This window comes from Nocardioides deserti (assembly GCF_014266025.1).
Classification (GTDB): domain Bacteria; phylum Actinomycetota; class Actinomycetes; order Propionibacteriales; family Nocardioidaceae; genus Nocardioides; species Nocardioides deserti.
Genome location: NZ_JACMYC010000004.1, coordinates 292,039 through 313,412 on the forward strand (window position 1 = coordinate 292,039; position 21,374 = coordinate 313,412).

Here is a 21,374-nt window from a genome sequence, read left to right on the forward strand (position 1 = left end):
GCGGGCCCCCGGCGGCCGGCTCGCCCCTCTAGGCTCGCCGGCGTGGACAGGCTGGTGGCGGCGGACATGGTGCGGGTGGCCGCGCTGGTGAGCCTGCTCGTCGGCCTGCCGGCGTACGGCGGGATCGCGGGGGCGGTGTTCTTCCTCGTGCTCGGCGGGACCGTGGTGCCGCGGGCGTTCTCCGCGCCGGCCGCGCTCGACGCGACGTACTGCCTCACGATCCTGGTGGCGGCCTGGGCCGCGGTGCTCGACTGGTACCTCGCGGTCCCGTGGCTCGACGTCGTCGTGCACGCCGCGGCCACGGGGTTGATCGCGGCGTTGGTGCAGTTCGTGCTCGTCCGGGTCGGGACGGCGTCGGCCGCCGAGACCGCGCTGCGCTTCCCCCGGACGGCCGTGGCGGTCCTGACCACCGCGACCGGCACGGCGCTGGCGGTGGTGTGGGAGCTCGGCGAGTGGTACGGCCACACCTACCTCGACAGCCGGATCCAGGTGGGGTACGACGACACGATCGGTGACCTGGCAGCCGGGATGGTCGGCGCGCTGGTCGCCGGGATCGCGCTCGGCAGCGGCCTGTTGCTGCGCGGGGCGCGCCGGTGAGCCGCTCCTCACGCCTGCTGCCGACGGTCAGCGTGGTCATCCCGGCCCGCGACGACGCGGTCGCGCTGCGCCGCTGCCTGCAGCTGCTCGCCCGCCAGACGGTCGCCCCGCTCGAGGTGGTCGTGGTCGACAACGGCTCGACCGACGACACCGCCGCGGTCGCCCGCGAGCTCGGCGCGCGGGTGGTCGAGGAGCCGGCGGTGGGCATCCCGCCCGCGGCGGCCCGGGGGTACGACGAGGCGCGCGGCGACGTGATCGCCCGGCTCGACGCCGACTCCCGGCCCGGCCCGCGCTGGGTCGAGCGGGTGGCCCGGCGGATGAGCGACCAGGGTCTCGACGCCGCCACGGGGATCGGCGCGTTCCACGACCTGCCGTGGGGCGTGCGGCACGTCGCCGCGGCGGCGTACCTCGGTGCCTACTACGTGCTCACGCACCTCGCCCTCGGCCACACCGCGCTGTGGGGCTCGAGCATGGCGCTGCGGCGCTCGACGTGGGAGGTCGTCCGCGCCGACGTGCACCGTCACGACCCCGAGCTGCACGACGACATGGACCTCGCCTTCGTGCTCGGCCCCGGCCGGCGGATCCGCCTCGACCCCCTGCTCGCCGTCGGCGTTTCCGGCCGCAGCCTGCGCGGGTGGGCCCAGCTGCGCCGCCGGATGGACCGCGCCCGCCGCACCCTCGAGGTCAACTGGGCCGTCTCGCCGCCGTGGCTGCGGTGGCGCGACCGGTTCGCGCGCGGGCGGTCGTGAGGTTCATCGGGGCGCCGATGAACCTGACGGTGCCCGGACGAAATGTCATCGGGGGACCGTGAGTTCCGCCGGGGCCCCGATGAACCTGACGGCCCGCCGACCCGCACTCAGCGCAGCGTGATCCAGAGGAACAGCTGGGTGACGAGGAAGCCGGTGAGGTAGTTCAGCCAGAGGAACCGCCGCCAGCCGGCGTTGGCCCCCTCGCACGTCTCGTCGGTGACGCCGACGAAGGCGGCGACGTTGGCGACGTACGGCAGGACGAGGGCTGCGGCGAGCGTGCCGGGCCAGGGGAGCAGGAGCAGGACGAGGCCGGCGGCGACGTATGCCCCCAGCGCGAACCAGACCGTCCCGCGGGCACCGATCACGGTGCCGACCGAGGCGATGCCGCCGGCGCGGTCGGCGACGACGTCCTGGACGGCGCCGAAGGCGTGCGAGCCGATGCCCCACAGGAAGAACCCGACGACCGCCGCGACGGTCGTGGTGTCCGCCGGCGCGTCGGCCAGCGCGAGGCCGAGCACGGCGGGGCTGACGAAGTGGGTGCTGGAGGTCAGCGAGTCGAGGAACGGGCGCTCCTTGAAGCGCAGCACCGGCGCGGAGTACGCCACGACCGCGAACACGCTCACCGCGAGCACGACGCGCGACAGCCCGTCGCCGACGGCGAGCAGGTAGACCACGAACGGCACGTTCGACAGCACGGCCAGCGCGATCGTCAGCCGGTGCACCGACCGGTCGAGCACGACGCCCTCGACGCCACCCTTGCGCGGGTTGCGGATGTCGGACTCGTAGTCGAAGACGTCGTTCACGCCGTACATCAGCAGGTTGTAGGGCACGAGGAACCAGAACGTGCCGAGCACGAGGACGGTGTCGACACCGCCGCCGGCGAGGAGGTACGCCGCGGCGAAGGGGTAGGCGGTGTTCACCCAGGAGAGCGGGCGGGAGGACGCGAGGACCTGCCCGAGGAGGGCCAGCGGTCCCCGGGGCTCACGGTGGCCGGCGGGTGCGGTGGCGGTCACGGTCACCGATCCTCCTCCTTCGAGAGCAGCAGCCACAGGGCCGGCAGCGCCAGCACCGCGGCGAGCGGCCAGGCGAGGTCCTCGACCGGCGCCTTCCAGAGCAGGAACGCCGGCTCCGCGCCCTCGCCGTACCGGAACAGGTCGGCGAGGATCATCAGGCTGTCGAAGACGACCGTCAGCACGAACAGCGAGAGGGTGGTCAGCGCGGTCGCCGCCCACCAGGCCCGCGACGGCCGGCGGCGCACGACCGCCACGACGAGCACCACGGCGGAGAGCGCGAGGAAGATCGCGGCGAGGCCGGCGTACGTCATGCCGACTCCCGGGCCCGCTCGGGTGCTGCCGCGGACGTGCGGGCGAGCACGAGCCGGAAGAGCTGGTGCAGCACCATCGTGAGGTAGCAGAGGAAGACGATGAAGAACAGCTCCTCCAGGGGCAGCTCGGGCGCGAGCTCGATGCCGGTCATCGCGTCGGACTCGCCGCGGTGGTACATGTCGGCGCCGATCGCGATGAGGTCCCACACCAGGAACACCACGGTGCCGACGGCCACGACGACCACCGCCCGCCGCGCCGCGCCGGGGCGGAAGAGGAACAGCCGCCACCGCCGGTCGACCAGCCCCATGCAGACGGTCGGGACGATGATCGAGAGCAGGTAGAGGACGCTCACGCCCGCGGCTCCGGGGACGGGCCCGAGGAGCGGTCCTCGCGCAGCCGCTTGAGGACGAGCTCGGCGGAGATCAGGCACATCGGCAGGCCGATGCCGGGGCGGGTGGCGTACCCGGCGTAGAACAGCCCGTCGACCTTGCGCGAGACGTTGCCGGCGCGGAAGAACGCGCTCTGCTTGAGCACGTGCCCGGGGCCGAGCGCGCCGCCCTGCCACGAGCCGAGGTCGTCGGCGAAGTCGGCCGGCCCGATGGTGCGGCGGACCTCGACCCGGGACGCGAGGTCGGGCACGCCGGCCCAGGTGGCGACCTGGTCGATCGCGGCGTCGACGGCCTTCTCGACCGCGGGGTCCCCGGCCCCGTCGCGGCCGCCGTGCCCGATCTCGGGGTCGGCCGGCACCGGGATCAGCACGAAGAGGTTCTCCTTGCCCGGGGGCGCGACGGTGTCGTCGGTGGCGCTGGGCCGGCAGACGTAGATCGACGCCGGGTCCGGCACGCGCCGGGTGCGGCCGAAGATGTCGTCGAAGTTGGCCCGCCAGTCGGAGGTGAAGAACAGCGAGTGGTGCGCCAGCTCGGGCAGCTCGCCGTCGACGCCGAGCAGCGCCAGCACTGCGCCGGGGCCGGGGTCGCGCTTCTTCCACCAGCCCTCGGGGTAGGTCTGCAGCGCGCGCGGCAGCAGCCGGGTCTCGAGGTGGTGCAGGTCGGCGGCGCCCACCACCACGTCGGCGTCGAGCCGTTCCCAGGCGCCGGTGGGGTCGACGTACGACACCCCCTCGGCGACCGCACGGCCGCGCGCGGCCGGGCGGGTGCGGATCTCCTCGACGGTGCAGCCAGTGCGGATCCGCACGCCGTGCTGCTCGGCCACACGGGCGATCGCGGCGATCAGCGTGGTGAAGCCGCCGCGGGGGTAGAGCACCCCGTCGGCGAGGTCCATCCAGCTCATCAGGTGGTACATGCTCGGCGCGCGCTCCGGCGAGGTGCCGAGGAAGACCGCGGGGTAGCCCAGCACCTGCCGCAGCCGCGGGTCGTCGAACCGGGCGGCGACGTGGCTCTCCAGCGAGCGGGTGAGCAGGCCGGAGAGGCGGGGCCCGTTGCGCAGGATGTTCGCGCTGAGCAGCGACGCGGTCGACTCGAAGCCGGTGTAGAGGAACTGCTGGACGGCGAGGTCGTATACGTGCCGGGCGGAGTCGAGGTACGCCGACAGCGCGGCGCCGGCCCCCGGCTGCACGGACTCGAAGAGCGCGACGTTGGCCTCGCGGTCCGCCGCGACGTCGAGGTGCTCGTCGCGGCCCTCGAAGAAGACGCGGTAGCCGGGGTCGAGGCGGACCAGGTCGAGCTGCTCGGCCGCGCTGGTGCCGAGCATGGCGAAGAAGTGGTCGAAGACCTCGGGCATGAGGTACCACGACGGGCCGGTGTCGAACCGGAAGCCGTCGGCCTCCCACGATCCCGCGCGGCCGCCGACCTCGTCGCGCTGCTCGAGCAGGTCGACCGACCAGCCGTCGGCCGCGAGCAGGGCCGCGGTCGCCAGGCCGGTGATGCCGCCGCCGATGACGACGGCCGACCCGGGCGTCCGGCTCACCGGGCACCCCGCACGAGCGTGCGCGCGACGACGCGGGCCTTGGCCGGCCCGGGCACGCGCACCCGCTCGCGGCGGATCTGCTCGGCGGGCGTGGCGTGCAGGCGCGCACAGAGCTCGGCGAAGAGCCCGTGGGCGAGCGCCACCGCGTTGCGGCAGCCCGAGGGCAGCTCGCGGATCGCCTGCGCGGCGACGGCGAGGTCGGCCTCGATGTCGGCGAGCAGCAGGTCGCGGGTCCGGTCGTCCAGGCGCGCCGGGTCGAGCCCCGGGAAGTAGTGGCGGCCGAGCTGGCCGTCGTCGGCGGCGAGGTCGCGCAGGAAGTTGACCTTCTGGAACGCCGCGCCGAGCCGCTGGGCACCCGGCGCGAGCCGCTCGTACGCCGCGTCGGCGCCGGGCTGGTCGGCGACGAAGGCCCGCAGGCACATCAGCCCGACCACCTCGGCGGAGCCGTAGACGTAGCGGGCGAACGACTCCTCGTCGTGCTCGACACGGAAGAGGTCGGTGCGCATCGAGGCGAAGAACGGGTCGACCAGCGACCGCTCGATGCCGCACGTGCGGGCGGTCCGACCGAAGGCGTGGACCACCAGGTTCGCGCTGTGGCCGGTCTGCATGGCGGCCCGGACGTCGGCCTCGAGCGTGTCGAGGACGCGGGCCTGGGAGGCGCGGGTCCCGTCGGGGCGGGGGGCGTCGACGACCTCGTCGGCGACGCGGACCATCGCGTAGACGTTGCGGACGTGGGTGCGGACCGGCTCGGCGAGCAACCGGGTGGCCAGGCCGAACGACGTGGAGTAGCGCTTGATGACGACCGCGGCGGCCGCCTCGGCGACCCGGTCGTAGTCGTCGGCCGGGCTGTCGCCGGGCGGCGGGCTCGACGGCGGCACGTCGGGGCTCCCCGGGGTCGACTCCATGGCGGTCATGCTGCTCCCCGCGTCAAGGTCTCGGACATGTCGCCGACCCAGGCGACCAGCTCCGCGGGGAGGCCGAGCTCGGCGGCCTGCGCGGTCGCGGCGTCCACGTAGCCCGCGGCGAGGTCCTCGACGAAGACGCGGGAGCCGCCGGCCTCCAGCGCGCGGCGGACCTCCGCGGCGGCGGCCGGGGTGAGGTCCGGGTCGCCGAGGTGGCGCCGGACGACCGGCCAGGCGGCGGTGGTGCGGGCGTGGACGACCAGCGGGGTGCGCTTGCCCTCGCGCAGGTCGCCGAGCTCGGACTTGCCGGTGCGCGCCGGGTCGCCGAAGACGCCCTGCACGTCGTCGAGCAGCTGGTAGGCCAGACCCAGCTGCCGGCCGACCCGGCCGAGCCCGGTGACGACCGCGTCGTCGGCGTCGGCCAGCACGGCGCCGTACTGCAGGGGGAGCTCGAAGGAGTAGACGGCCGTCTTGTGCTCCTCCATCGTCAGCACGTCGGCCAGCGACGGCTCGGCCAGCCCCATCGAGAACCTGACGTCGGCGAGCTCGCCGGCCGCGGAGATGCGCAGGGCGCAGTCGAGCAGGTCGAGCAGCCGGCCGACGGTGGCCGGGGGAGCGGGCGCGGTCGCGACGGCGCGGACGGCGCCGGCGAGCGCGAGGTCACCGGTGAGGACCGCCCCGGCGAGCGCGTAGGCGTCGGCGGCCTCGGCCGAGGCGCCCGCGCGCTGAGCGTGCGCGCGGAACGTCCCCGGCGCGCTGGGCCGGCCGCGGCGGGTGTCGTCGCAGTCGATGACGTCGTCGTGGACGACGAAGGCGGTGTGCAGCAGCTCGAGCGCCGCGGCGACGGGAGGTACGGCGTCGTGCCGGCGTCCGCCGAGCAGCCGGTGCACGCTCTCGACCAGGTGCGGGCGGAACTGCTTGCCGCCGACCGTCGCGCAGGTCAGCGCCCGCTGCAGCGCCGACTCGTCCGAGCCGGGCGTGCTGTCCGGGGGCGGTGCCAGCTGCTCGTCGAGCGCGCGCCGGACCCAGTCGCCGGTCGGCGCGTCGGGGCGACCGGCCGTGGTCACCGCGTCGCCCCGGCGGTCGTGGCGAACCAGCCGGCCGCCTCGAGCTCGGCGGCCTGCTCGCGCAGCCACGGGCTGAGCGCCCAGGGGGCGGCGGCCAGGGCGGCTCGGAGCTCGCCCAGGTCGAGCCAGTGGCTCTCCTCGACCTCGTCGGGGTTGTGCTGCGGGAGGCCGGTGGTGCGCGCGGCGTAGACCGGGCACAGCTCGTTCTCGACCACGCCGTTCGGGTCGACCGCGCGGTAGCGGAACTCCGGCAGCACGCACGTCACGTCGGTGACCTCGAACCCGAGCTCGTGCGCGGCGTACCGGTGGACCGCGTCGACCGGGTCCTCCCCGGGGCGCGGGTGGCCGCAGAAGGAGTTGGTCCACACGCCCGGCCAGGTGCGCTTGGAGACCGCGCGGCGGGTCAGCAGCAGGCGGTCCTCGGCGTCGAGGACGTAGCAGGAGAACGCCAGGTGGAGCGGCGTGTCGGTGGTGTGGACGGTCGCGCGCGGGGCCGTCCCGCACGGGCGGCCGTCGTCGTCGAGAAGCACGACGAGATCAGGGGTCGCGGACACCGTCACCGTCCTCCCTGGTCGTGCAGCTGCGGTGCTGCGGTGCTGCGTGCGCCGGTTGCGACGCACGATCGGTGCGAGCCTCCGTTACCCGGCGGGTCTGGCCCTCATGCGTTCGGGTGAGGCGGCTCGGTCGTGCTCCCGGGATGGTTCGGAACCGTGGGCCCGGCGGTTGGGTGGGGTCTGGACCAGTGCCGTGCTGCCCCGGCGGCGCAGCCGCGCGAGCACCCCTAGGCTGCGCGGCGTGGACGACCTGACGACGGCCGGGGTTGCCGAGACCGTGCGGCTCACGACGAGCGGGGAGACCACCGCGCGAGCGGTCGTCGACGCCGCGCTGGCCCGGATCGCCGCGCACGACGGGGCGCTCAACGCGGTCTCCCAGCTGGTGGCCGACCGGGCCCGGTCCGACGCGGACCGGCTCGACGCCGCCCGCGCCGGCGGCGCCGTGCCCGGCCCGCTCCACGGCGTACCCGTCGTCATCAAGGAGGAGCTCGCGGTCGAGGGGCTCGTGACCACCTTCGGCGGCGAGGCCAACAGCACGCCCGCGGCTGACGACGCCGAGGTCGTGCGCCGGCTGCGCGTGGCCGGCGCGGTCGTGGTGGCCACGACGACGATGCCGGAGTTCGGCGCCTGGCCCTACACCGAGTCCTCCTCGCGCGGCTACACCCGCAACCCGTGGGACCGCACCCGCACGCCGGGCGGCTCGAGCGGCGGCACGGCGGCGGCGGTGGCGTCGGGGATGGTGCCGGTCGGCCTCGGCGGCGACGGCGGCGGCTCGATCCGGATCCCCAGCGCCCACTGCGGGCTCTTCGGCCTGAAGCCGCAGCGGGGGCGGGTGACCTCGGCGCCGCACGACCACCTGTGGTTCGCGCTCGGGACGGCCGGCCCGCTCGCGCGGTCGGTGCTCGACAGCGCGCTCGTCTACGACGTCGTCCGCGGCCACACCGACGGCGACCGGTGGCGGGCGGGGAGCAGCGGGTCGTTCGCCGACGCCGCGCGCCGCGAGCCCGGCCGGCTCCGCATCGGGTGGACCACCAAGCCGGTCACGCTCGGCGTCCGGCCCGACCCGGTCCACGTCCGCGCGGTGCAGGACACCGCCCGGCTGCTGGCGGACCTCGGGCACGACGTCCGCGAGGTCGACCCGAGGTACCCGGACCCGACCGCCGCGTTCGTCCCGCAGTTCCTCGGCGGGATCCGCGCCGAGGCCGCCGCGGTGCAGCACCCAGACCGGCTCGAGCGTCGCACGCGGGAGACCTGCCGCCTCGGCGCGTGGGTCACCCCGACGGTCCTCGACAAGGCGCTCGCGCTGACCGAGAAGGTCTCCGAGAAGGCCAACCGCGTCTTCGACCGGGTCGACGTGCTGCTCACCCCGGCGGTGGCGCACCGCCCGGCCCGGGTCGGCGTCATCGATGGCAAGGGCACGGTCCGCTCCGCGCTCGCCGCGATGCCGGCGATCGCCTACGCCGCGCTCTGGAACGTCGCCGGCAACCCCGCCGCCGCCGTCCCGTGCGGCCCGGCCGCCGACGGCCTGCCCGTCGCCGTCCAGCTCGTCGGGCGCACCGACGACGAGGCCACCCTGCTCTCCCTGAGCGCCCAGCTCGAGGCCGCCCGCCCGTGGCCGCTCGTCGCGCCGGTGTACGACCCCTCGACCGGAGCGGCGGTCGCATGAGCGCCGCGATCGAGGTCGTCGACCTCGCCGTGTCCTACGGCGACGTCCGGGCGGTCGACGGCGTCAACCTGGAGGTGGCCGAGGGCGAGTTCGTCGGCGTGCTCGGCCCCAACGGCGCCGGCAAGACCACGCTGCTCGAGCTGGTCGAGGGCCTGCGCCGCCCCGACGCCGGCACCGTGCGGGTGCTCGGCGAGCCGGTGTGGCCGCGCAACCCGCGCCTGCTGCCGCGGATCGGGGTGCAGCTCCAGGCGTCGTCCTTCTTCGAGCGGCTGACGACGCGCGAGCAGATCCACACCTTCGCCTCGTTGTACGGCGTCGCGCCGGCGCGCGGTGACGAGTGGCTCGAGCGGGTGGGGCTCGTCGACAAGGCCGACACCCGCGTCGAGGGGCTCTCCGGCGGCCAGGCGCAGCGGCTGTCCATCGCGTGCGCGCTCGTCCACGACCCGGAGCTGGTCTTCCTCGACGAGCCGACCGCCGCGCTCGACCCGCAGGCGCGGCGCAACTTGTGGGACCTGCTCGCGGGGATCAACGACTCCGGCCGCACGGTCGTGCTCACCACGCACTACATGGACGAGGCCGAGGTGCTCTGCGACCGGGTGGCGGTGATGGACGCCGGGCGGGTGCTGCGGATGGACACCCCGGCCGCGCTCGTCCGTGGGCTCGACGCCCCCGCGCGGATCACCGTCGCGCCGGGCCAGCTGCGGCTGGACGAGGCGCGCGGGCTGCCCGGGGTCGCCGACGCCGTGGAGTCGCTGGACGGCGTGGTGCTGGTGACCCGCGACCCCGCCCGGGTGGTGGCCCGCCTCGCCGCGGAGGACCGGCTCGACGGCGTACGCGTCCAGACCGCCACGCTCGAGGACGTCTTCCTCGACCTGACCGGACGGGAGTACCGCGCATGACCGGCCTCGCGCCGTTCCGCGCCCTCTCGCTCGCCATCGTCCGCGGCTTCCTGCGCGACCGGGCCTCGGTGTTCTTCTCGATGGTCTTCCCGCTGATGTTCCTCGTGCTCTTCGGCGGACTGCTCGGCAGCCAGGGGCAGTCCGAGGTGGACCTGGTGCGGGTCGGCGAGGTCGCGCTGCTCGACGAGATGGACGCCGACGCCCGCGCCGCGTTCGACGACACCTTCGAGGTGACGCGCTCCGACGACCTCGCGTCCGCGATCGCCGAGGTGCGCCGCGGCGACGCCGACGTCGCGATCGAGATGCGCGGCGACACCCTCGTCGCGCACTACACCCAGACCGACCAGGTCAAGGCCGCGGTCACCCAGGGCGCGCTGCGCGCCTTCGTCGACGGCACCAACGTCGCGCAGTCCGGCGAGCCGCCGCGCTTCGCCCTGGAGACCGAACGGGTCGAGGACGAGTCACTCGACACCATCCAGTTCGTCACCCCCGGGCTGCTCGGCTGGGCGGTCGCGATGAGCGCGGCGTTCGGCGCCGCCGCGACGCTGCAGGGCTGGCGGCAGACGAAGCTGCTCCGGCGGCTGCAGCTCGCACCGGTCTCCACGCGCACCGTCGTCGCCGCGCGGGTCGCCGTCACCCTCGGCATCGCGCTGGTGCAGATGGCGATCTTCCTCGGGCTCGGCGCCGCCGCCTTCGGGTTGACGCTCAGCGGGTCGTGGTGGGCGGCCGTGCCGCTGGTGGTGGTCGGCACGCTGTGCTTCATGGCGATCGGGCTGCTCGCCGGCGCGCTCGCCCGCACCACCGAGGGCGCCGTCAACGCCGCGAACATCGTCGTGCTGCCGATGGCCTTCCTCAGTGGCTCGTTCTTCGACCTGTCCGCGGCGCCGGGCTGGCTGCAGGCGGTCTCGAACGTGCTGCCGCTCAAGCACCTCAACGAGGGGATGCTCGACGTCATGGTCCGGGGTGAGGGGCCGGCCGCGGTGCTCGTCCCGATGGCGATCCTCGCCGCCTTCGCGGTGGTCGTCACCCTCGCCGCCGCCCGCATCTTCCGCTGGGAGACCGCATGAGCTTGTCGACCCGTATCCCGCTGCTGGGGACCCCGCTGCTGCAGGGCCCGCTCGCCGTCACCCGCCGGGTGCTGCGCCGGCCCAGTCCGCTCGCGGGCCGCACGGTCCTCGTCACCGGTGCCAGCTCGGGGATCGGCGAGGCCACGGCGTACGCCGTCGCGGAGCGGGGCGCGCACGTCCTGCTCGTCGCCCGCCGGGCCGCGGAGCTCGAGCGGGTCCGCGACCGCATCGGCGAGCGGGCGGCGGCGTACCCCTGCGACCTCACCGACGGCGACGCCGTCGACGCGCTGGTCGAGCAGGTGCTGGCCGAGCACGGCGCGGTCGACTACCTCGTCAACAACGCGGGCCGGTCGATCCGGCGCTCGCTCGCGCTGTCCTACGACCGGTTCCACGACGTCGAGCGGTCGATGGCGATCAACTTCCTCGGACCGGTGCGGCTGACGCTGGGGCTGCTGCCGGCGATGCGCGAGCAGCGGTTCGGCCACGTCGTCAACGTCGTGACGTGGGGCGTGCAGGTCAAAGCGCCGAAGTTCTCCGCCTACATCGCCTCCAAGACCGCCCTCGACACGTGGAGCCGGATCGCCGGGCGGGAGACGTTCTTCGAGAACGTCACCTTCACCAACATGCGCTTCTCGCTCGTCCAGACCCCGATGACCGCCCCCACCGAGGCGTACGCCGGCCGCGGCGCCACCGCCGAGCAGGCCGCCGCGAAGGTCGTCCGCGCCCTCGAGGACCGACCGCTCACGGTCGGCACGACCGCCGGCGCGTTCGGCGAGGTGATCAACGTCGTGGCGCCGCGCGCCAGCGACGCCCTGCTCGCCACCCTCGACCGCGTCTTCGTCGACTCCGCGGCCGCGCGGAAGGGATGACGCAGGGGTTGACGCAGCGACGCCCCCGGGGTGGTCGACCCGCGTGCGGAGGTGGCCGGCCTCAGGCGACCTGGGCGAGCGCGATCCGGCCGGCGGCCTCGGCGGCTGCTCGGAGGAGTGCCCCGCGAGCGGCCTCGAGCGCGGCTGCGGGGCCGGCGTCGGAGACGACGGCGAGACCGGCGTGCACCACGGCGGTGCGTCCGCCGTCGGCCGACACGCACCCGCCGACCAGCCCGCTCATCCGCCGCCAGGCGATCGAGCGCGAGATCCCGGCGAGCACGACGAGCACGTGGTCGTCGGCGACGGTGACGAGCTGGTCGTCGGCCCGGAGCGCGGCGCCTGCGCGGGCCAGCAGGTCGTCGTACGCCGTGGGCCCGCCCCCGCGCACCCGCAGGAGGCACAGCACGTCGCCGCGGCGGACCGGCCGGGCGCAGTGCTCCAGGTCCGAGCCGGCGTCGGCCGGTCGCTGGGTGGTGTGCCGGGTGTCCGCGAGCGTCGCGAGGAGCTGGTCGAGGTGGACGAGCAACGCGGCGGACGCCGGGTCGACGTGCCCGAGGTCGTCGCGGCCGTCCGCGTGGGTCACCGCCCCGGGGCGCAGGTCGGCCGCGGCTCGCTGCAGCAGCGCCCGCGCCTCGGTCAGCCGGCCGGTCGAGGCCATCCGGACGGCCTGCTGGACGGTCGTCCAGGTCGCGAGCAGGCTCGGCTGAGCGGGGTGAGGCGGGGGGACCTCCATGTGCGGGCCGCTTCCTGGGGGTGGGGAATGGGGACGACCGGACATCGGCCCGGCGGCCCGCGGGCTGAGCCGGACCCACATGATCTACGTCACAGGAGGGTCCCGGGGTCAGCTGGCCTTCTTCGCTGCGGCCTTCTTGGTGGTGCCCTTCTTCGCAGTCGACTTCGCGGCGGTCGACTTCGCGGCGGTCTTCTTGGCGGCGGTCTTCCTCGCGGGGGCCTTCTTGGCGGTCGACTTCCTCGCCGAGGTCGACTTCTTGGCGGCGGACGACTTCTTGGCCGGCTTCTCCTCGGCCTCGTCGTCACCGTCGCTCCCACCATCGGAGCCGGCGTCCGACTCGCCCTCGGAGTCGTCGAGGTCCGATGCGCGGGGCGCCTCGCCGCGCGCGGTCTTCGCGGCGTCGACGGAGCGCTGGAGGGCGGCGAGGAGGTCGACGACCTCGCCGGAGGACTTGGTGGAGGTGGGCGTGCGCTTGACCTCGCCGCCCTCGATCTTGGCCTTGACCATCGCCTCGACGGCCTCGGCGTAGTCGTCCTCGAACTCGGAAGGGTCGAAGTCGCCGGCGAGGGTCTCGACGAGCATCCGCGCCATCTTCACCTCGGCGTCCTTGACCTCGCCGGTCTCGACGTTGAAGTCGGGGGTGCGGACCTCGTCGGGCCACATCATCGTCTGGAGCACGATCACGTCGTCGCGCACCCGCAGCACCGCGACGGTGGTGCGCTGGCGCAGGGCGACGGTGACGACGGCCATCCGGTCGGCCTCGAGCAGCGCCTGGCGGAGCAGGGCGTAGGGCTTGGCGCCGGACTTCTCGGGCTCGAGGTAGTAGCTCTTCTCGAACAGCATCGGGTCGATCTGGTCCGAGGGCACGAACTTCTCGACCGCGATCTCCCGCGACGAGGTCGAGGGCAGCTCGGACAGGTCGTCCTCGTCGAGGACGACCATCTCGCCGTCCTCGGTCTCGTAGCCCTTGGCGATCTCGGAGTACGGCACCTCCTCGCCGTCGACCGAGCAGACCCGTTGGTACTTGATCCGCCCGCCGTCCTTGGCGTGCACCTGCCGGAAGGACACGTCGTGCGACTCGGTGGCGGCGTACAGCTTGACCGGCACGCTGACCAGGCCGAAGGACACCGCACCCTTCCAGATCGCTCGCATGCGGTAAGCATGGCCCCATGCGCCCCATGCTCGCCACCAAGGGCACCTCGGTGCCGGCCGGTGCGGAGTGGGCGCACGAGGTGAAGTGGGACGGCGTCCGCGTCCTCGCCGACACCTCCCGCGAGGGGCGCACGCGGTTCACGAGCCGCAACGACAACGACGTGACGCTCGCCTGGCCCGACCTCGCCGAGCCGCCGCTGGGCGCTCGCGACCTCCTGGTCGACGGCGAGGTCATCGCGCTCAACGAGCAGGGGCTGCCGGACTTCCGCGTGCTCCAGGACCGGATGCACGTGCGCAAGGCGACGACCGCGGCGCGGCTCGCGGACCTCGTGCCGGCGACGTTCATGGTCTTCGACCTGCTCCGCCTCGACGGTGAGGACCTCACCGGCCTCCCGCTGCACGAGCGGCGCGCCCGCCTCGCGGACCTCGGCCTGACCGGGTGGCAGGTGCCGGCGTCGTACGACGACGGCGCGATGCTGCTCGACGCCACCCGCCAGCAGGGGCTCGAGGGGATCGTCAGCAAGCGGCTGTCGAGCCGCTACACCTTCGACGTGCGGACGCCGCACTGGTTGAAGTTCGCCCACCGCCACCGGCTGTCGTACGTCGTCGGCGGGTGGCGGCCGACCGAGGGCACGAGCCGGCTGGGGGCGCTGCTGGTGGGGGAGCCGACCGCGGACGGGCTGATGTACCGCGGGCGGGTCGGCAGCGGCATCGGCGGCCGAGCGAGCGCCGCGCTGACCGAGGCGCTGGCGCCCTACGCGAGCACGTCGAGCCCGTTCGCCGACGAGGTGCCGCGCGTCGACGCGAAGGGGACGCACTGGGTCGAGCCGGTGCTCGTCGTCGACGTCGACACCCACCACACCTCGCGGGCCCAGCGGCTGCGCCAGCCGTCCTACCAGGGCGTCCGCGCCGACCTCTCGCCCGAGGACCTCCTCGCCGACCCGCAGGGGGAGGGACATTGAGCCCGGAGAAGCAGGAGGTCGTCGTCGAGGTCGACGGACGACGGCTGAGGATCAGCAGCCTGGACAAGGTGCTCTACCCGGCGACGGGGACCACCAAGGGCGAGGTGCTGCACTACTACGCCCAGGTCGCGCCGGTCATGCTGCCGCACCTCGCCGACCGGGCGGTGACCCGGATCCGGTGGCCGCACGGGGTGCAGGAGGGCAGCTTCTACGAGAAGAACGTGCCCGCCGGCGCGCCGTCGTGGGTGCGCACCGCGACCGTCCCGACCACCGGCAGCCGCGGCAGCTCCCGCAACGGCGACAAGCTCGTCTTCCCGGTCGTCGACGACCTCGCGACGCTGACGTGGCTGGTCAACCTCGCCGCGCTCGAGCTGCACGTCCACCAGTGGACCGTCGGCCGCAACGGCCGCCCACGCAACGCCGACCGGCTGGTCATCGACCTCGACCCGGGCGAGCCGGCCGGCCTGCACGAGTGCTGCCAGGTGGCGCTGATGGTGCGCGACGCGCTCGTCGAGCGCGACCTGGACTGCCGGCCGGTCACCAGCGGCAGCAAGGGCCTCCACCTGTACGCCGAGCTGCCGCGCCGGATGCCGTCCGACGACTCGACGGCGCTGGCCAAGGAGGTCGCCGAGACCCTCCAGAAGCAGCACCCGAAGCTCGTCACCGCCACGATGACCAAGGCCCGCCGCTCCGGCAAGGTCTTCCTCGACTGGTCCCAGAACGCCGGCTCCAAGACCACCGTCTCGCCCTACTCCCTGCGCGGCCGCGAGCGCCCCACCGTCGCCACGCCCGTCACCTGGGCCGAGGTAGAGGAGGGCGCGGAGGACGAGGAGGGGCTGCGGCAGTTCCGGTACGACGAGGTGCTGGACCGCGTCGCCGAGCACGGCGACCTCTTCGCCTGAGCGCTGTTACCCAGCTGTTCCGCCGAGGAGGGGTCGGCGTGACCGGGTCGTGGCTCCCCCCTCCCTAGCGTGGGGAGCATGCCGGTCGGGGGGCCGGCGTCCTGGAAGGACCGCGACACCGACATGACCAGCCTGACGATCTCGCCGACGTCCACCGTCCGCCCGCGCCGCCTGGTGCTGCCCGCCGTCGCGGTCGCGGCCGTCGCGGGCGTGGGACTGCTCTCCGGGCTGCCGTTGAGCGGGTCGGGCGACACCGGCGCTGGGATCGGCCTGGTCGCCGAGGACGGTCGCACCGCCACGCTCACGGTCACCGACCTCGCTCCCGGCGACAGCGCCACCCGCACCGTCACGATCGCCAACGACGCCTCCGAGCCGGTCCGGCTGACCTTCACCGAGACCGGCGACCCGGCGGCGTACGCCGGTGGCCGGCTGGAGCTGAGCGTCTCCGCCGAGGGACGCGAGGTGTACGACGGCACGTTCGGCGGCCTCGGCGACTACCCGCTCGACATGGGCTGGCTGGAGGCCGGTGCGTCGGCGACGTACACGTTCGTCGTCTCGTTGCCGCACGACGCGCCCGTGGTGCCGGGCGGGAGCACGCCGGCCACTGCGTCGTACTCCTGGGTGACCAGCGACTGACGCTGCCCCTGACGCCGCCCTGACGGGGCTCGACGGAGGTTGGGCCGCTTCCCCGGACGCCGGGGGTCCCTGGCTCTATGCTCTTTGCCATGGGTCACCGGGTTCTGGTCGTCGAGGACGAGGAGGACATCGCCTTCCCCCTCGTCCGGACGCTGGAGCGCGAGGGCTACGAGGTGGGCTGGGTCGACACCGGCCAGAAGGCGCTCGCCGAGCTGGAGGGCCGCCCCGCCGACGTCGTGATCCTCGACCTCGGGCTGCCCGACGTCGACGGGCTCGAGGTGTGCCGCCGCGCGCGCGAGGCCGGCTTCGACGGCGCGATCATGATCGTCACCGCCCGCGCCGGTGAGCTGGACCGGGTGGTCGGGCTCGACTACGGCGCCGACGACTACCTCTCCAAGCCGTTCGGCCTCGCCGAGCTGCAGGCCCGCGTCCGCGCGCTGCTGCGCCGCACCGCCGGTGCCCGGGAGCCCGCGCCGGTCGACGGGGTGCTGCGCATCGACGTGGCCGCCCGCCGGGTCTACTCCGGTGAGGACGAGGTGCCGCTGACGGGCAAGGAGTTCGACGTCCTGTCGATCCTCGCCGCCAACCGCGACAAGGTCGTCTCCCGCGGCCGGCTGATGGCCGACGTGTGGGACGAGAACTGGTACGGCTCGACCAAGACCCTCGACGTCACCATCGGCCGCCTGCGCCAGAAGCTGGAGAGCCAAGGCGTCTCCGACCGGGTCGTCGCCGTCCGGGGTGTCGGCTTCCGGCTCGAGGGCGCCTCGCCCGAGTCCTGAGCGTCAGGTCCCGAGGAAGTCGGTGACCAGCCGGCCGACCTCGTCGGGCCGCTCGAGCTGGAGGAAGTGGCCGGCGCCCTCGACCAGCACCGCGCCGGCGCGCTCCGCGATCCGCGGGTGGAGGCAGCCGTCCTGCGCGCCGTGGAGCGCGAGGGACGGGACGGTCGGCGTGCCGGTCCAGGTGCGGTGCCAGTCGCGGTACGCCGACTCGACCTGCCACGGGCGGGCGGCGGCGCGGTAGTAGCCGAGCGCCGCGGACCGGTGGGCGGGTTCGCGCAGCGCGGCCAGCACGTGCTCGAGGTCCTGCCCGGCGTCGTACCCGGGTGACCAGGCGGCCCACAGGTGACGCACCAGCCGCTCGAAGGTGCGCTCGGGCAGGGCCGGGAGCTGGTTGAACAGCGTGTACCAGCTCATCCGCGCCTGCCGGGCCAGCACCAGCGGGCCGTGGCCGCTCATCGCCCGCAGCGGCGGGACGGCCATCGTGACCACGCGGGAGTACGGCGACGCCGGGTGCGCGCCGAGCGCATTGGCGGTGATCGCGCCCCAGTCGTGACCGACCAGCACCGCCCGCTCGTCGCCGCCGAGCACGTCGTGCACGCCGACGGCATCGCTCATCAGTGCCGCGACGTGGAAGTCGCCGTCGCGCGGGAGGCCTGAGGGGGCGTAGCCGCGGGTGTGCGGAGCGACCACGCGCCAGCCGTGCTCGGCGAGCAGCGGGCCGAGGTGCCGCCAGGTCCACGCGGTGTCCGGGAAGCCGTGCAGCAGCACCGCCAGCGGCCCGTCCTCGGGTCCCCAGGCGAGGCAGGAGAGCGTGACGGCGGGCAGGGGGACCTCGAGGCTCTCGGGGGTCACGCCCGCCAGGGTAGGGGGCGGCTCAGGGGTGCGGCCAGGGTCGCGTCCGAGCCGCTCCCCGATGTGCCTGGCCGGCTGCGGCACCAGGCTCGGAGCCATGATCGAAGTCCAGTCGCTCACCAAGGTCTACGGCGGCTTCCGAGCCGTCGACGACGTCACCTTCACCGCCGAGGCGGGCCGGGTCACCGGCTTCCTCGGCCCCAACGGCGCCGGGAAGTCCACCACCATGCGCGTCATGGTCGGGCTGACCCCGCCGACCACCGGCACCGTCACCATCGGCGGCCGCCGCTTCGCCGACCTGCCCAACCCCGGGCTCGAGGTCGGGGTGCTGCTCGACGCCTCCGCGCAGCACGCCGGCCGCACCGGCCGGGAGGTCCTCACCCTCGCCCAGGAGACGATGGGCCTGCCGCGCCGGCGCGTCGACGAGATGCTCGAGCTGGTCAGCCTCACCCCGGGCGAGTCCAAGCGCCGGGTCAAGGACTACTCGCTCGGCATGCGCCAGCGGCTCGGCATCGCCACCGCGCTCATCGGCGACCCGCAGGTGCTCATCCTCGACGAGCCCGCCAACGGGCTCGACCCGGCCGGCATCCGCTGGATGCGCGACCTGCTGCGCGGGTACGCCGACCGCGGCGGCACCGTGCTGCTCTCCAGCCACCTGCTGCACGAGATCGAGGTCGTCGCCGACGACCTGGTCCTCATCGGCCACGGCCGCATCGTCGCCTCCGGGACGAAGGCGGCGCTGCTCGCCTCCACCGGCACCCTCGTCCGGACGCGCGCCCACCTCGTCGACGACCTGGGCCGCGCGCTCACGGCCGCCGGCCTGACCAGCACCCCCGCCGGCGCGGGCACCCTGCGCGTCGACGCGGAGAGCGCCCACGTCGGCGACGCCGCCGCCGCCGCCGGCGTACCGCTCGTCGAGCTGCGGCCCGCCGACGGCGCCGGCCTGGAGGAGATGTTCCTCGAGCTCACCGCCGAGACCGCCCGAGAAGGAGCAGCAGCATGACCGTCCTGACCACCTCGCCCGCCACCCCTCCCAGCTCCGTCGGCTCGGCCGACGTCCGCTCCGCCCGGCCCGCGCCCGCGTCGATCCCGATGGCGCGGCTGGCCAAGGTCGAGCTGCGCAAGATGTTCGACACCCGCTCGGGCTTCTGGCTGATGGCGAGCATCGCGATCCTCGCGGTGCTGGCCACCGCCGCGACCGTCGTCTTCGCCCCGGACTCGGCGATCACCTACGAGTCGTTCGCCTCGGCCATCGGCTTCCCGATGGCCGTGATCCTGCCGATCATCGCGATCCTCTCCGTCACCGGCGAGTGGAGCCAGCGCAACGGCCTGACGACGTTCACGCTCGTGCCGAGCCGGGGCCGGGTCATCTGGGCCAAGGCGCTCGTCTCGGTCGGCGTCGCCGTCGTCTCGATGGCGCTCGCCGCCTCGATCGGTGCGCTGGGCAACCTGCTCGGCTCGGCGGCCAACGGCACCGATGCCGTGTGGGACGTCTCCGCCGCCGCGCTCGCGCAGATCTTCCTGGCCAACGTCCTCGGCCTACTCGTCGGCTTCATGCTCGGCGTCGTCATCCGCTCCTCGGCGCCCGCGATCGTCGGCTACTTCGTCTACTCCGCGCTGCTGCCGACCGTCTTCGGGATGCTCGCCGCCTTCCAGGACTGGTTCGCCGACCTCCAGCCGTGGATCGACTTCAACTACGCCCAGACCGCCCTCTTCGACGAGTCGATGACCGGCGAGCAGTGGACCCAGCTCGGCGTCACCGGCGTCGTGTGGCTCGCGCTGCCCATCGCGTACGGCGTGTGGCGCGTGCTGCGGACCGAGGTGAAGTAGGGGCTGCTGTCCGGCTCCGAGTCTGTGCGCGGCGTGCGTGCGGGGGTCGTGTGCCTGGGGACGCGATGAGTCGCGTCGTCGGGCACACGACCCCTCGTCGGCGTGGGAGGCTTCCGCCCATGAATCGGCACTTGCTCCTGTTGCTCAGTGCCCTCCTGCTTGTGCTCGTGCCGGCGCCGGTGGCGCTCGCCGACACCCCGGACCCGGCGGCGCCGATCGACGTGGGGTTGTCGGGACACCTCGCCGAGGGCGACGACTATCACCGTCCGCGTCCGCTGACCGACGGGGTCGCGCCGAAGTACTGGTAGAAGTCCCTCGACGACTGCGACCTCACGCTCAGCACCCCTCGGCCTGCGGCACTTCCACCAGCAGTTCGGTGGCCGTCAGCGCCCGTCCACGCCGGAGACGGCTGAGCCGCTGGCCGAGACCGTCGGCCGGTCGGGGGAGCCGGGGAAGGTCAGCGGCAGCTCGAGCGGTGCGCTGAGCCGGACGGTGACCCTGTCCTCGGCGGGGTCGACGGCGATCGTGTGCCGCAGGCCGGGGTAGCGGCGGTAGGCGCCGACCTGGGTCAGGTAGTCCCGGACCGCCGCGGACGCCTGGGCGGCCGTGACCTCGAGCCGCCCTTCGGGCACGCCGCCCTCGTAGACGTCTGCGCCGGTCGCACCCAGGTCGGCGCCGTGCAGCGCGGCGCCGTCGGCGAGGGTGCTGAGCCCGGAGCGTTGGAGGTACGCCGCGGTCGCGTCGACCACCACGGCGACCGCCATCGCGAGGAAGACCGCGAACCCCACGATCAGCACCGTCACCTGGCCCCGCTCGTCGCGGGTCCTCCGCTCAGTCCGCGGCCGCACCGGTCACCTCCTGGTACTGGCCGATCGGGACCGTGTGGGTGGCGTCCAGCGCGAAGCTCGGCGCCTGCCCGCCCAGCGCCTCCGGCATCAACGGCAGGTCAACACGCGACTTGACGCGGACGGTGATCACCGAGGTGCCGCTGTGGCAGTCGGCCGGGTACGGCGTGCAGGTCACGCGCACCGACAGCGGTGCCGTCCCGAGCCCTTGGTCGGCGAGTGCCCGGCGCGCGACCAGCTCGGCCTGCCGGGTGCCCTCGGCGTCGTTGCCCGCGAGGGCGTAGGCGCGGGCAGCCGAGCGGGCTGCCGCCTCGACGCCGAACGCGCCGCGCTGGACCTCGAAGACGCTCAACAGGATCCACAGCATCGGCACCAGCAGCAGGATGCCGAGCCAGGTCACCTCGACCAGCGCGCTGCCCCGGTCGCAGCGTCGGTGGAACCGCGTCACGGCGCGGCTTCCAGCGGTCGTTCCTCGACGGCGTGCCCGGTCACGTCGAGCTCGATCGCGGGACCACCCAACCCGAGCGCGGGCACCCGAGCCCGGACCGTGACCTCGATGCCGGGCCGGCCGTCGACCACCACCTGGCGGGCGGCGACGCCCTGAGCGAACCGTCCGGACACGGCACCCGTGATCTGGTCCCGGGTCAGCGCGGCGCCGTCGGCCGGACCGCGGCCGGCCGTCGCGGCGTACCGCGCTCCCTCGGAGGCCGCCGCCGTCAGGGTGTTGCGCACGAGCAGCACGAGCGAGACCTGCAGGATGCCGAGGAAGAGCGGCACCAGCACGACCAGCACCAGCACGAAGTCCACGACGGCGGCCCCGCGCTCGCGCCCGGCCGCCCGCCGCACTACTGCACCTTGCTCAGCGCGCTGTTGAGCATCTGCGCGAGCTGCTGGTCGGCGACCCGCCAGATGACCATGACCAGGCCCGCGGTCATGACGGTCACGAGCACCCAGCCGGGCACGTCGCCGCGCTCGTCGCGTGACCGTGGTGCGGTGATGGCGAGCAGAGCGGCATGGAGCCGCAGGAGTGCGGCGTCGAGGTGTTCCATGGTGGTTCCTTCC

General features: G+C 74.3%; 27 protein-coding genes. 13 read left to right on the forward strand and 14 right to left on the reverse strand.

Features of this window, described 5'->3' with window-relative positions:
- The first annotated feature begins 42 nt into the window (after window positions 1-42).
- Window positions 43-597, forward strand: a complete 555-nt coding sequence (locus H7344_RS09260; protein ID WP_222130439.1) for a hypothetical protein — start codon at window positions 43-45, stop codon at window positions 595-597.
- Window positions 594-1,346 carry a glycosyltransferase family 2 protein gene (locus H7344_RS09265; RefSeq protein ID WP_186345726.1) on the forward strand — a complete coding sequence of 251 codons (753 nt, stop codon included), beginning with the start codon at window positions 594-596 and terminating at the stop codon, window positions 1,344-1,346. The genes H7344_RS09260 and H7344_RS09265 overlap by 4 nt, the downstream gene beginning before the upstream one ends.
- Window positions 1,347-1,453: 107 nt before the next feature.
- On the opposite strand, the gene H7344_RS09270 is transcribed toward H7344_RS09265, so the two are convergent.
- From H7344_RS09270 to idi, 7 genes are read right to left on the reverse strand one after another with little or no spacing between them, the layout of a single operon-like run.
- Window positions 1,454-2,359, reverse strand: coding sequence for a prenyltransferase (locus tag H7344_RS09270; protein WP_222130440.1), 906 nt, complete (start codon window positions 2,357-2,359; stop codon window positions 1,454-1,456).
- 2 nt (window positions 2,360-2,361) lie between these two features.
- Window positions 2,362-2,670: a lycopene cyclase gene (locus H7344_RS09275; RefSeq protein ID WP_186345727.1), complete on the reverse strand. Its 309-nt coding sequence runs from the start codon at window positions 2,668-2,670 to the stop codon at window positions 2,362-2,364.
- The gene (locus H7344_RS09280; RefSeq protein WP_186345728.1) at window positions 2,667-3,023 is read right to left on the reverse strand and encodes a lycopene cyclase domain-containing protein; all 357 of its coding nucleotides are present in this window, start codon (window positions 3,021-3,023) and stop codon (window positions 2,667-2,669) included. Before H7344_RS09280 ends, H7344_RS09275 begins: the two co-directional genes overlap by 4 nt.
- Window positions 3,020-4,597 (reverse strand): phytoene desaturase family protein, encoded by a 1,578-nt coding sequence (gene crtI / locus H7344_RS09285; protein ID WP_186345729.1) that lies wholly within the window; start codon window positions 4,595-4,597, stop codon window positions 3,020-3,022. The genes H7344_RS09280 and crtI overlap by 4 nt, the downstream gene beginning before the upstream one ends.
- Entirely contained in the window at window positions 4,594-5,502 is a 909-nt protein-coding gene (locus H7344_RS09290; RefSeq protein WP_186345730.1) for a phytoene/squalene synthase family protein, read from the reverse strand. Before H7344_RS09290 ends, crtI begins: the two co-directional genes overlap by 4 nt.
- A gap of 5 nt (window positions 5,503-5,507) precedes the next feature.
- Entirely contained in the window at window positions 5,508-6,566 is a 1,059-nt protein-coding gene (locus H7344_RS09295; RefSeq protein ID WP_186345731.1) for a polyprenyl synthetase family protein, read from the reverse strand.
- Window positions 6,563-7,120, reverse strand: a complete 558-nt coding sequence (gene idi, locus H7344_RS09300; protein WP_229706897.1) for an isopentenyl-diphosphate Delta-isomerase — start codon at window positions 7,118-7,120, stop codon at window positions 6,563-6,565. The genes H7344_RS09295 and idi overlap by 4 nt, the downstream gene beginning before the upstream one ends.
- 241 nt (window positions 7,121-7,361) lie before the next feature.
- Between idi and H7344_RS09305 the strand changes: the two genes are divergently transcribed.
- Genes H7344_RS09305 through H7344_RS09320 form a run of 4 tightly spaced genes read left to right on the forward strand, consistent with a single transcriptional unit; the run spans window position 7,362 to window position 11,621 of the window.
- Window positions 7,362-8,786: an amidase gene (locus H7344_RS09305; RefSeq protein ID WP_229706896.1), complete on the forward strand. Its 1,425-nt coding sequence runs from the start codon at window positions 7,362-7,364 to the stop codon at window positions 8,784-8,786.
- The gene (locus tag H7344_RS09310; protein ID WP_186345734.1) at window positions 8,783-9,685 is read left to right on the forward strand and encodes an ABC transporter ATP-binding protein; all 903 of its coding nucleotides are present in this window, start codon (window positions 8,783-8,785) and stop codon (window positions 9,683-9,685) included. The genes H7344_RS09305 and H7344_RS09310 overlap by 4 nt, the downstream gene beginning before the upstream one ends.
- The gene (locus H7344_RS09315) at window positions 9,682-10,752 is read left to right on the forward strand and encodes an ABC transporter permease (RefSeq protein ID WP_186345735.1); all 1,071 of its coding nucleotides are present in this window, start codon (window positions 9,682-9,684) and stop codon (window positions 10,750-10,752) included. Before H7344_RS09310 ends, H7344_RS09315 begins: the two co-directional genes overlap by 4 nt.
- Window positions 10,749-11,621: an SDR family NAD(P)-dependent oxidoreductase gene (locus H7344_RS09320; RefSeq protein ID WP_186345736.1), complete on the forward strand. Its 873-nt coding sequence runs from the start codon at window positions 10,749-10,751 to the stop codon at window positions 11,619-11,621. Before H7344_RS09315 ends, H7344_RS09320 begins: the two co-directional genes overlap by 4 nt.
- Before the next feature lie 61 nt (window positions 11,622-11,682).
- Here the strand turns inward: H7344_RS09320 and H7344_RS09325 are convergent, their stop codons facing one another.
- Together H7344_RS09325 and ku are read right to left on the reverse strand one after the other, a co-directional pair.
- Window positions 11,683-12,354 carry a hypothetical protein gene (locus H7344_RS09325; RefSeq protein WP_186345737.1) on the reverse strand — a complete coding sequence of 224 codons (672 nt, stop codon included), beginning with the start codon at window positions 12,352-12,354 and terminating at the stop codon, window positions 11,683-11,685.
- A 108-nt stretch (window positions 12,355-12,462) separates the two neighbouring features.
- Complete coding sequence (ku, locus tag H7344_RS09330; RefSeq protein ID WP_186345738.1) at window positions 12,463-13,506, reverse strand: non-homologous end joining protein Ku; 1,044 nt, start codon at window positions 13,504-13,506, stop codon at window positions 12,463-12,465.
- A 17-nt stretch (window positions 13,507-13,523) separates the two neighbouring features.
- Between ku and ligD (H7344_RS09335) the strand changes: the two genes are divergently transcribed.
- The 4 genes from ligD (H7344_RS09335) (at window position 13,524) to H7344_RS09350 (ending at window position 16,785) form a co-directional block, all read left to right on the forward strand.
- Window positions 13,524-14,468 (forward strand): non-homologous end-joining DNA ligase, encoded by a 945-nt coding sequence (ligD, locus tag H7344_RS09335; protein WP_186345739.1) that lies wholly within the window; start codon window positions 13,524-13,526, stop codon window positions 14,466-14,468.
- The gene (gene ligD, locus H7344_RS09340) at window positions 14,465-15,370 is read left to right on the forward strand and encodes a non-homologous end-joining DNA ligase (protein WP_186345740.1); all 906 of its coding nucleotides are present in this window, start codon (window positions 14,465-14,467) and stop codon (window positions 15,368-15,370) included. Before ligD (H7344_RS09335) ends, ligD (H7344_RS09340) begins: the two co-directional genes overlap by 4 nt.
- Window positions 15,371-15,448: 78 nt before the next feature.
- Window positions 15,449-16,006, forward strand: a complete 558-nt coding sequence (locus tag H7344_RS09345) for a hypothetical protein (protein WP_186345741.1) — start codon at window positions 15,449-15,451, stop codon at window positions 16,004-16,006.
- Between the two features lie 89 nt (window positions 16,007-16,095).
- Window positions 16,096-16,785 (forward strand): response regulator transcription factor, encoded by a 690-nt coding sequence (locus tag H7344_RS09350; RefSeq protein ID WP_186345742.1) that lies wholly within the window; start codon window positions 16,096-16,098, stop codon window positions 16,783-16,785.
- A gap of 3 nt (window positions 16,786-16,788) precedes the next feature.
- Here H7344_RS09350 and H7344_RS09355 read toward each other — a convergent pair whose 3' ends face one another.
- Window positions 16,789-17,637, reverse strand: a complete 849-nt coding sequence (locus tag H7344_RS09355) for an alpha/beta fold hydrolase (RefSeq protein ID WP_222130441.1) — start codon at window positions 17,635-17,637, stop codon at window positions 16,789-16,791.
- Between the two features lie 97 nt (window positions 17,638-17,734).
- Here H7344_RS09355 and H7344_RS09360 point away from each other — a divergent pair, with 97 nt between their 5' ends.
- From H7344_RS09360 to H7344_RS09370, 3 genes are all read left to right on the forward strand, one after another.
- Window positions 17,735-18,640, forward strand: coding sequence for an ABC transporter ATP-binding protein (locus tag H7344_RS09360; protein ID WP_186345744.1), 906 nt, complete (start codon window positions 17,735-17,737; stop codon window positions 18,638-18,640).
- A complete protein-coding gene (locus H7344_RS09365; RefSeq protein ID WP_229706895.1) occupies window positions 18,637-19,467 on the forward strand; it encodes an ABC transporter permease in 831 nt (276 codons plus the stop codon). Before H7344_RS09360 ends, H7344_RS09365 begins: the two co-directional genes overlap by 4 nt.
- Window positions 19,468-19,586: 119 nt before the next feature.
- A complete protein-coding gene (locus tag H7344_RS09370) occupies window positions 19,587-19,775 on the forward strand; it encodes a hypothetical protein (RefSeq protein WP_186345745.1) in 189 nt (62 codons plus the stop codon).
- A gap of 75 nt (window positions 19,776-19,850) precedes the next feature.
- Here H7344_RS09370 and H7344_RS09375 read toward each other — a convergent pair whose 3' ends face one another.
- The 4 genes from H7344_RS09375 to H7344_RS09390 are packed head-to-tail and all read right to left on the reverse strand — an operon-like array spanning window position 19,851 to window position 21,361.
- A complete protein-coding gene (locus tag H7344_RS09375) occupies window positions 19,851-20,315 on the reverse strand; it encodes a pilus assembly protein TadG-related protein (RefSeq protein WP_229706894.1) in 465 nt (154 codons plus the stop codon).
- The gene (locus tag H7344_RS09380; protein ID WP_186345746.1) at window positions 20,299-20,760 is read right to left on the reverse strand and encodes a hypothetical protein; all 462 of its coding nucleotides are present in this window, start codon (window positions 20,758-20,760) and stop codon (window positions 20,299-20,301) included. Before H7344_RS09380 ends, H7344_RS09375 begins: the two co-directional genes overlap by 17 nt.
- Window positions 20,757-21,158 (reverse strand): TadE/TadG family type IV pilus assembly protein, encoded by a 402-nt coding sequence (locus H7344_RS09385; RefSeq protein WP_186345747.1) that lies wholly within the window; start codon window positions 21,156-21,158, stop codon window positions 20,757-20,759. The genes H7344_RS09380 and H7344_RS09385 overlap by 4 nt, the downstream gene beginning before the upstream one ends.
- Complete coding sequence (locus H7344_RS09390; RefSeq protein ID WP_186345748.1) at window positions 21,158-21,361, reverse strand: hypothetical protein; 204 nt, start codon at window positions 21,359-21,361, stop codon at window positions 21,158-21,160. The genes H7344_RS09385 and H7344_RS09390 overlap by 1 nt, the downstream gene beginning before the upstream one ends.
- Between the last annotated feature and the right edge of the window lie 13 nt (window positions 21,362-21,374).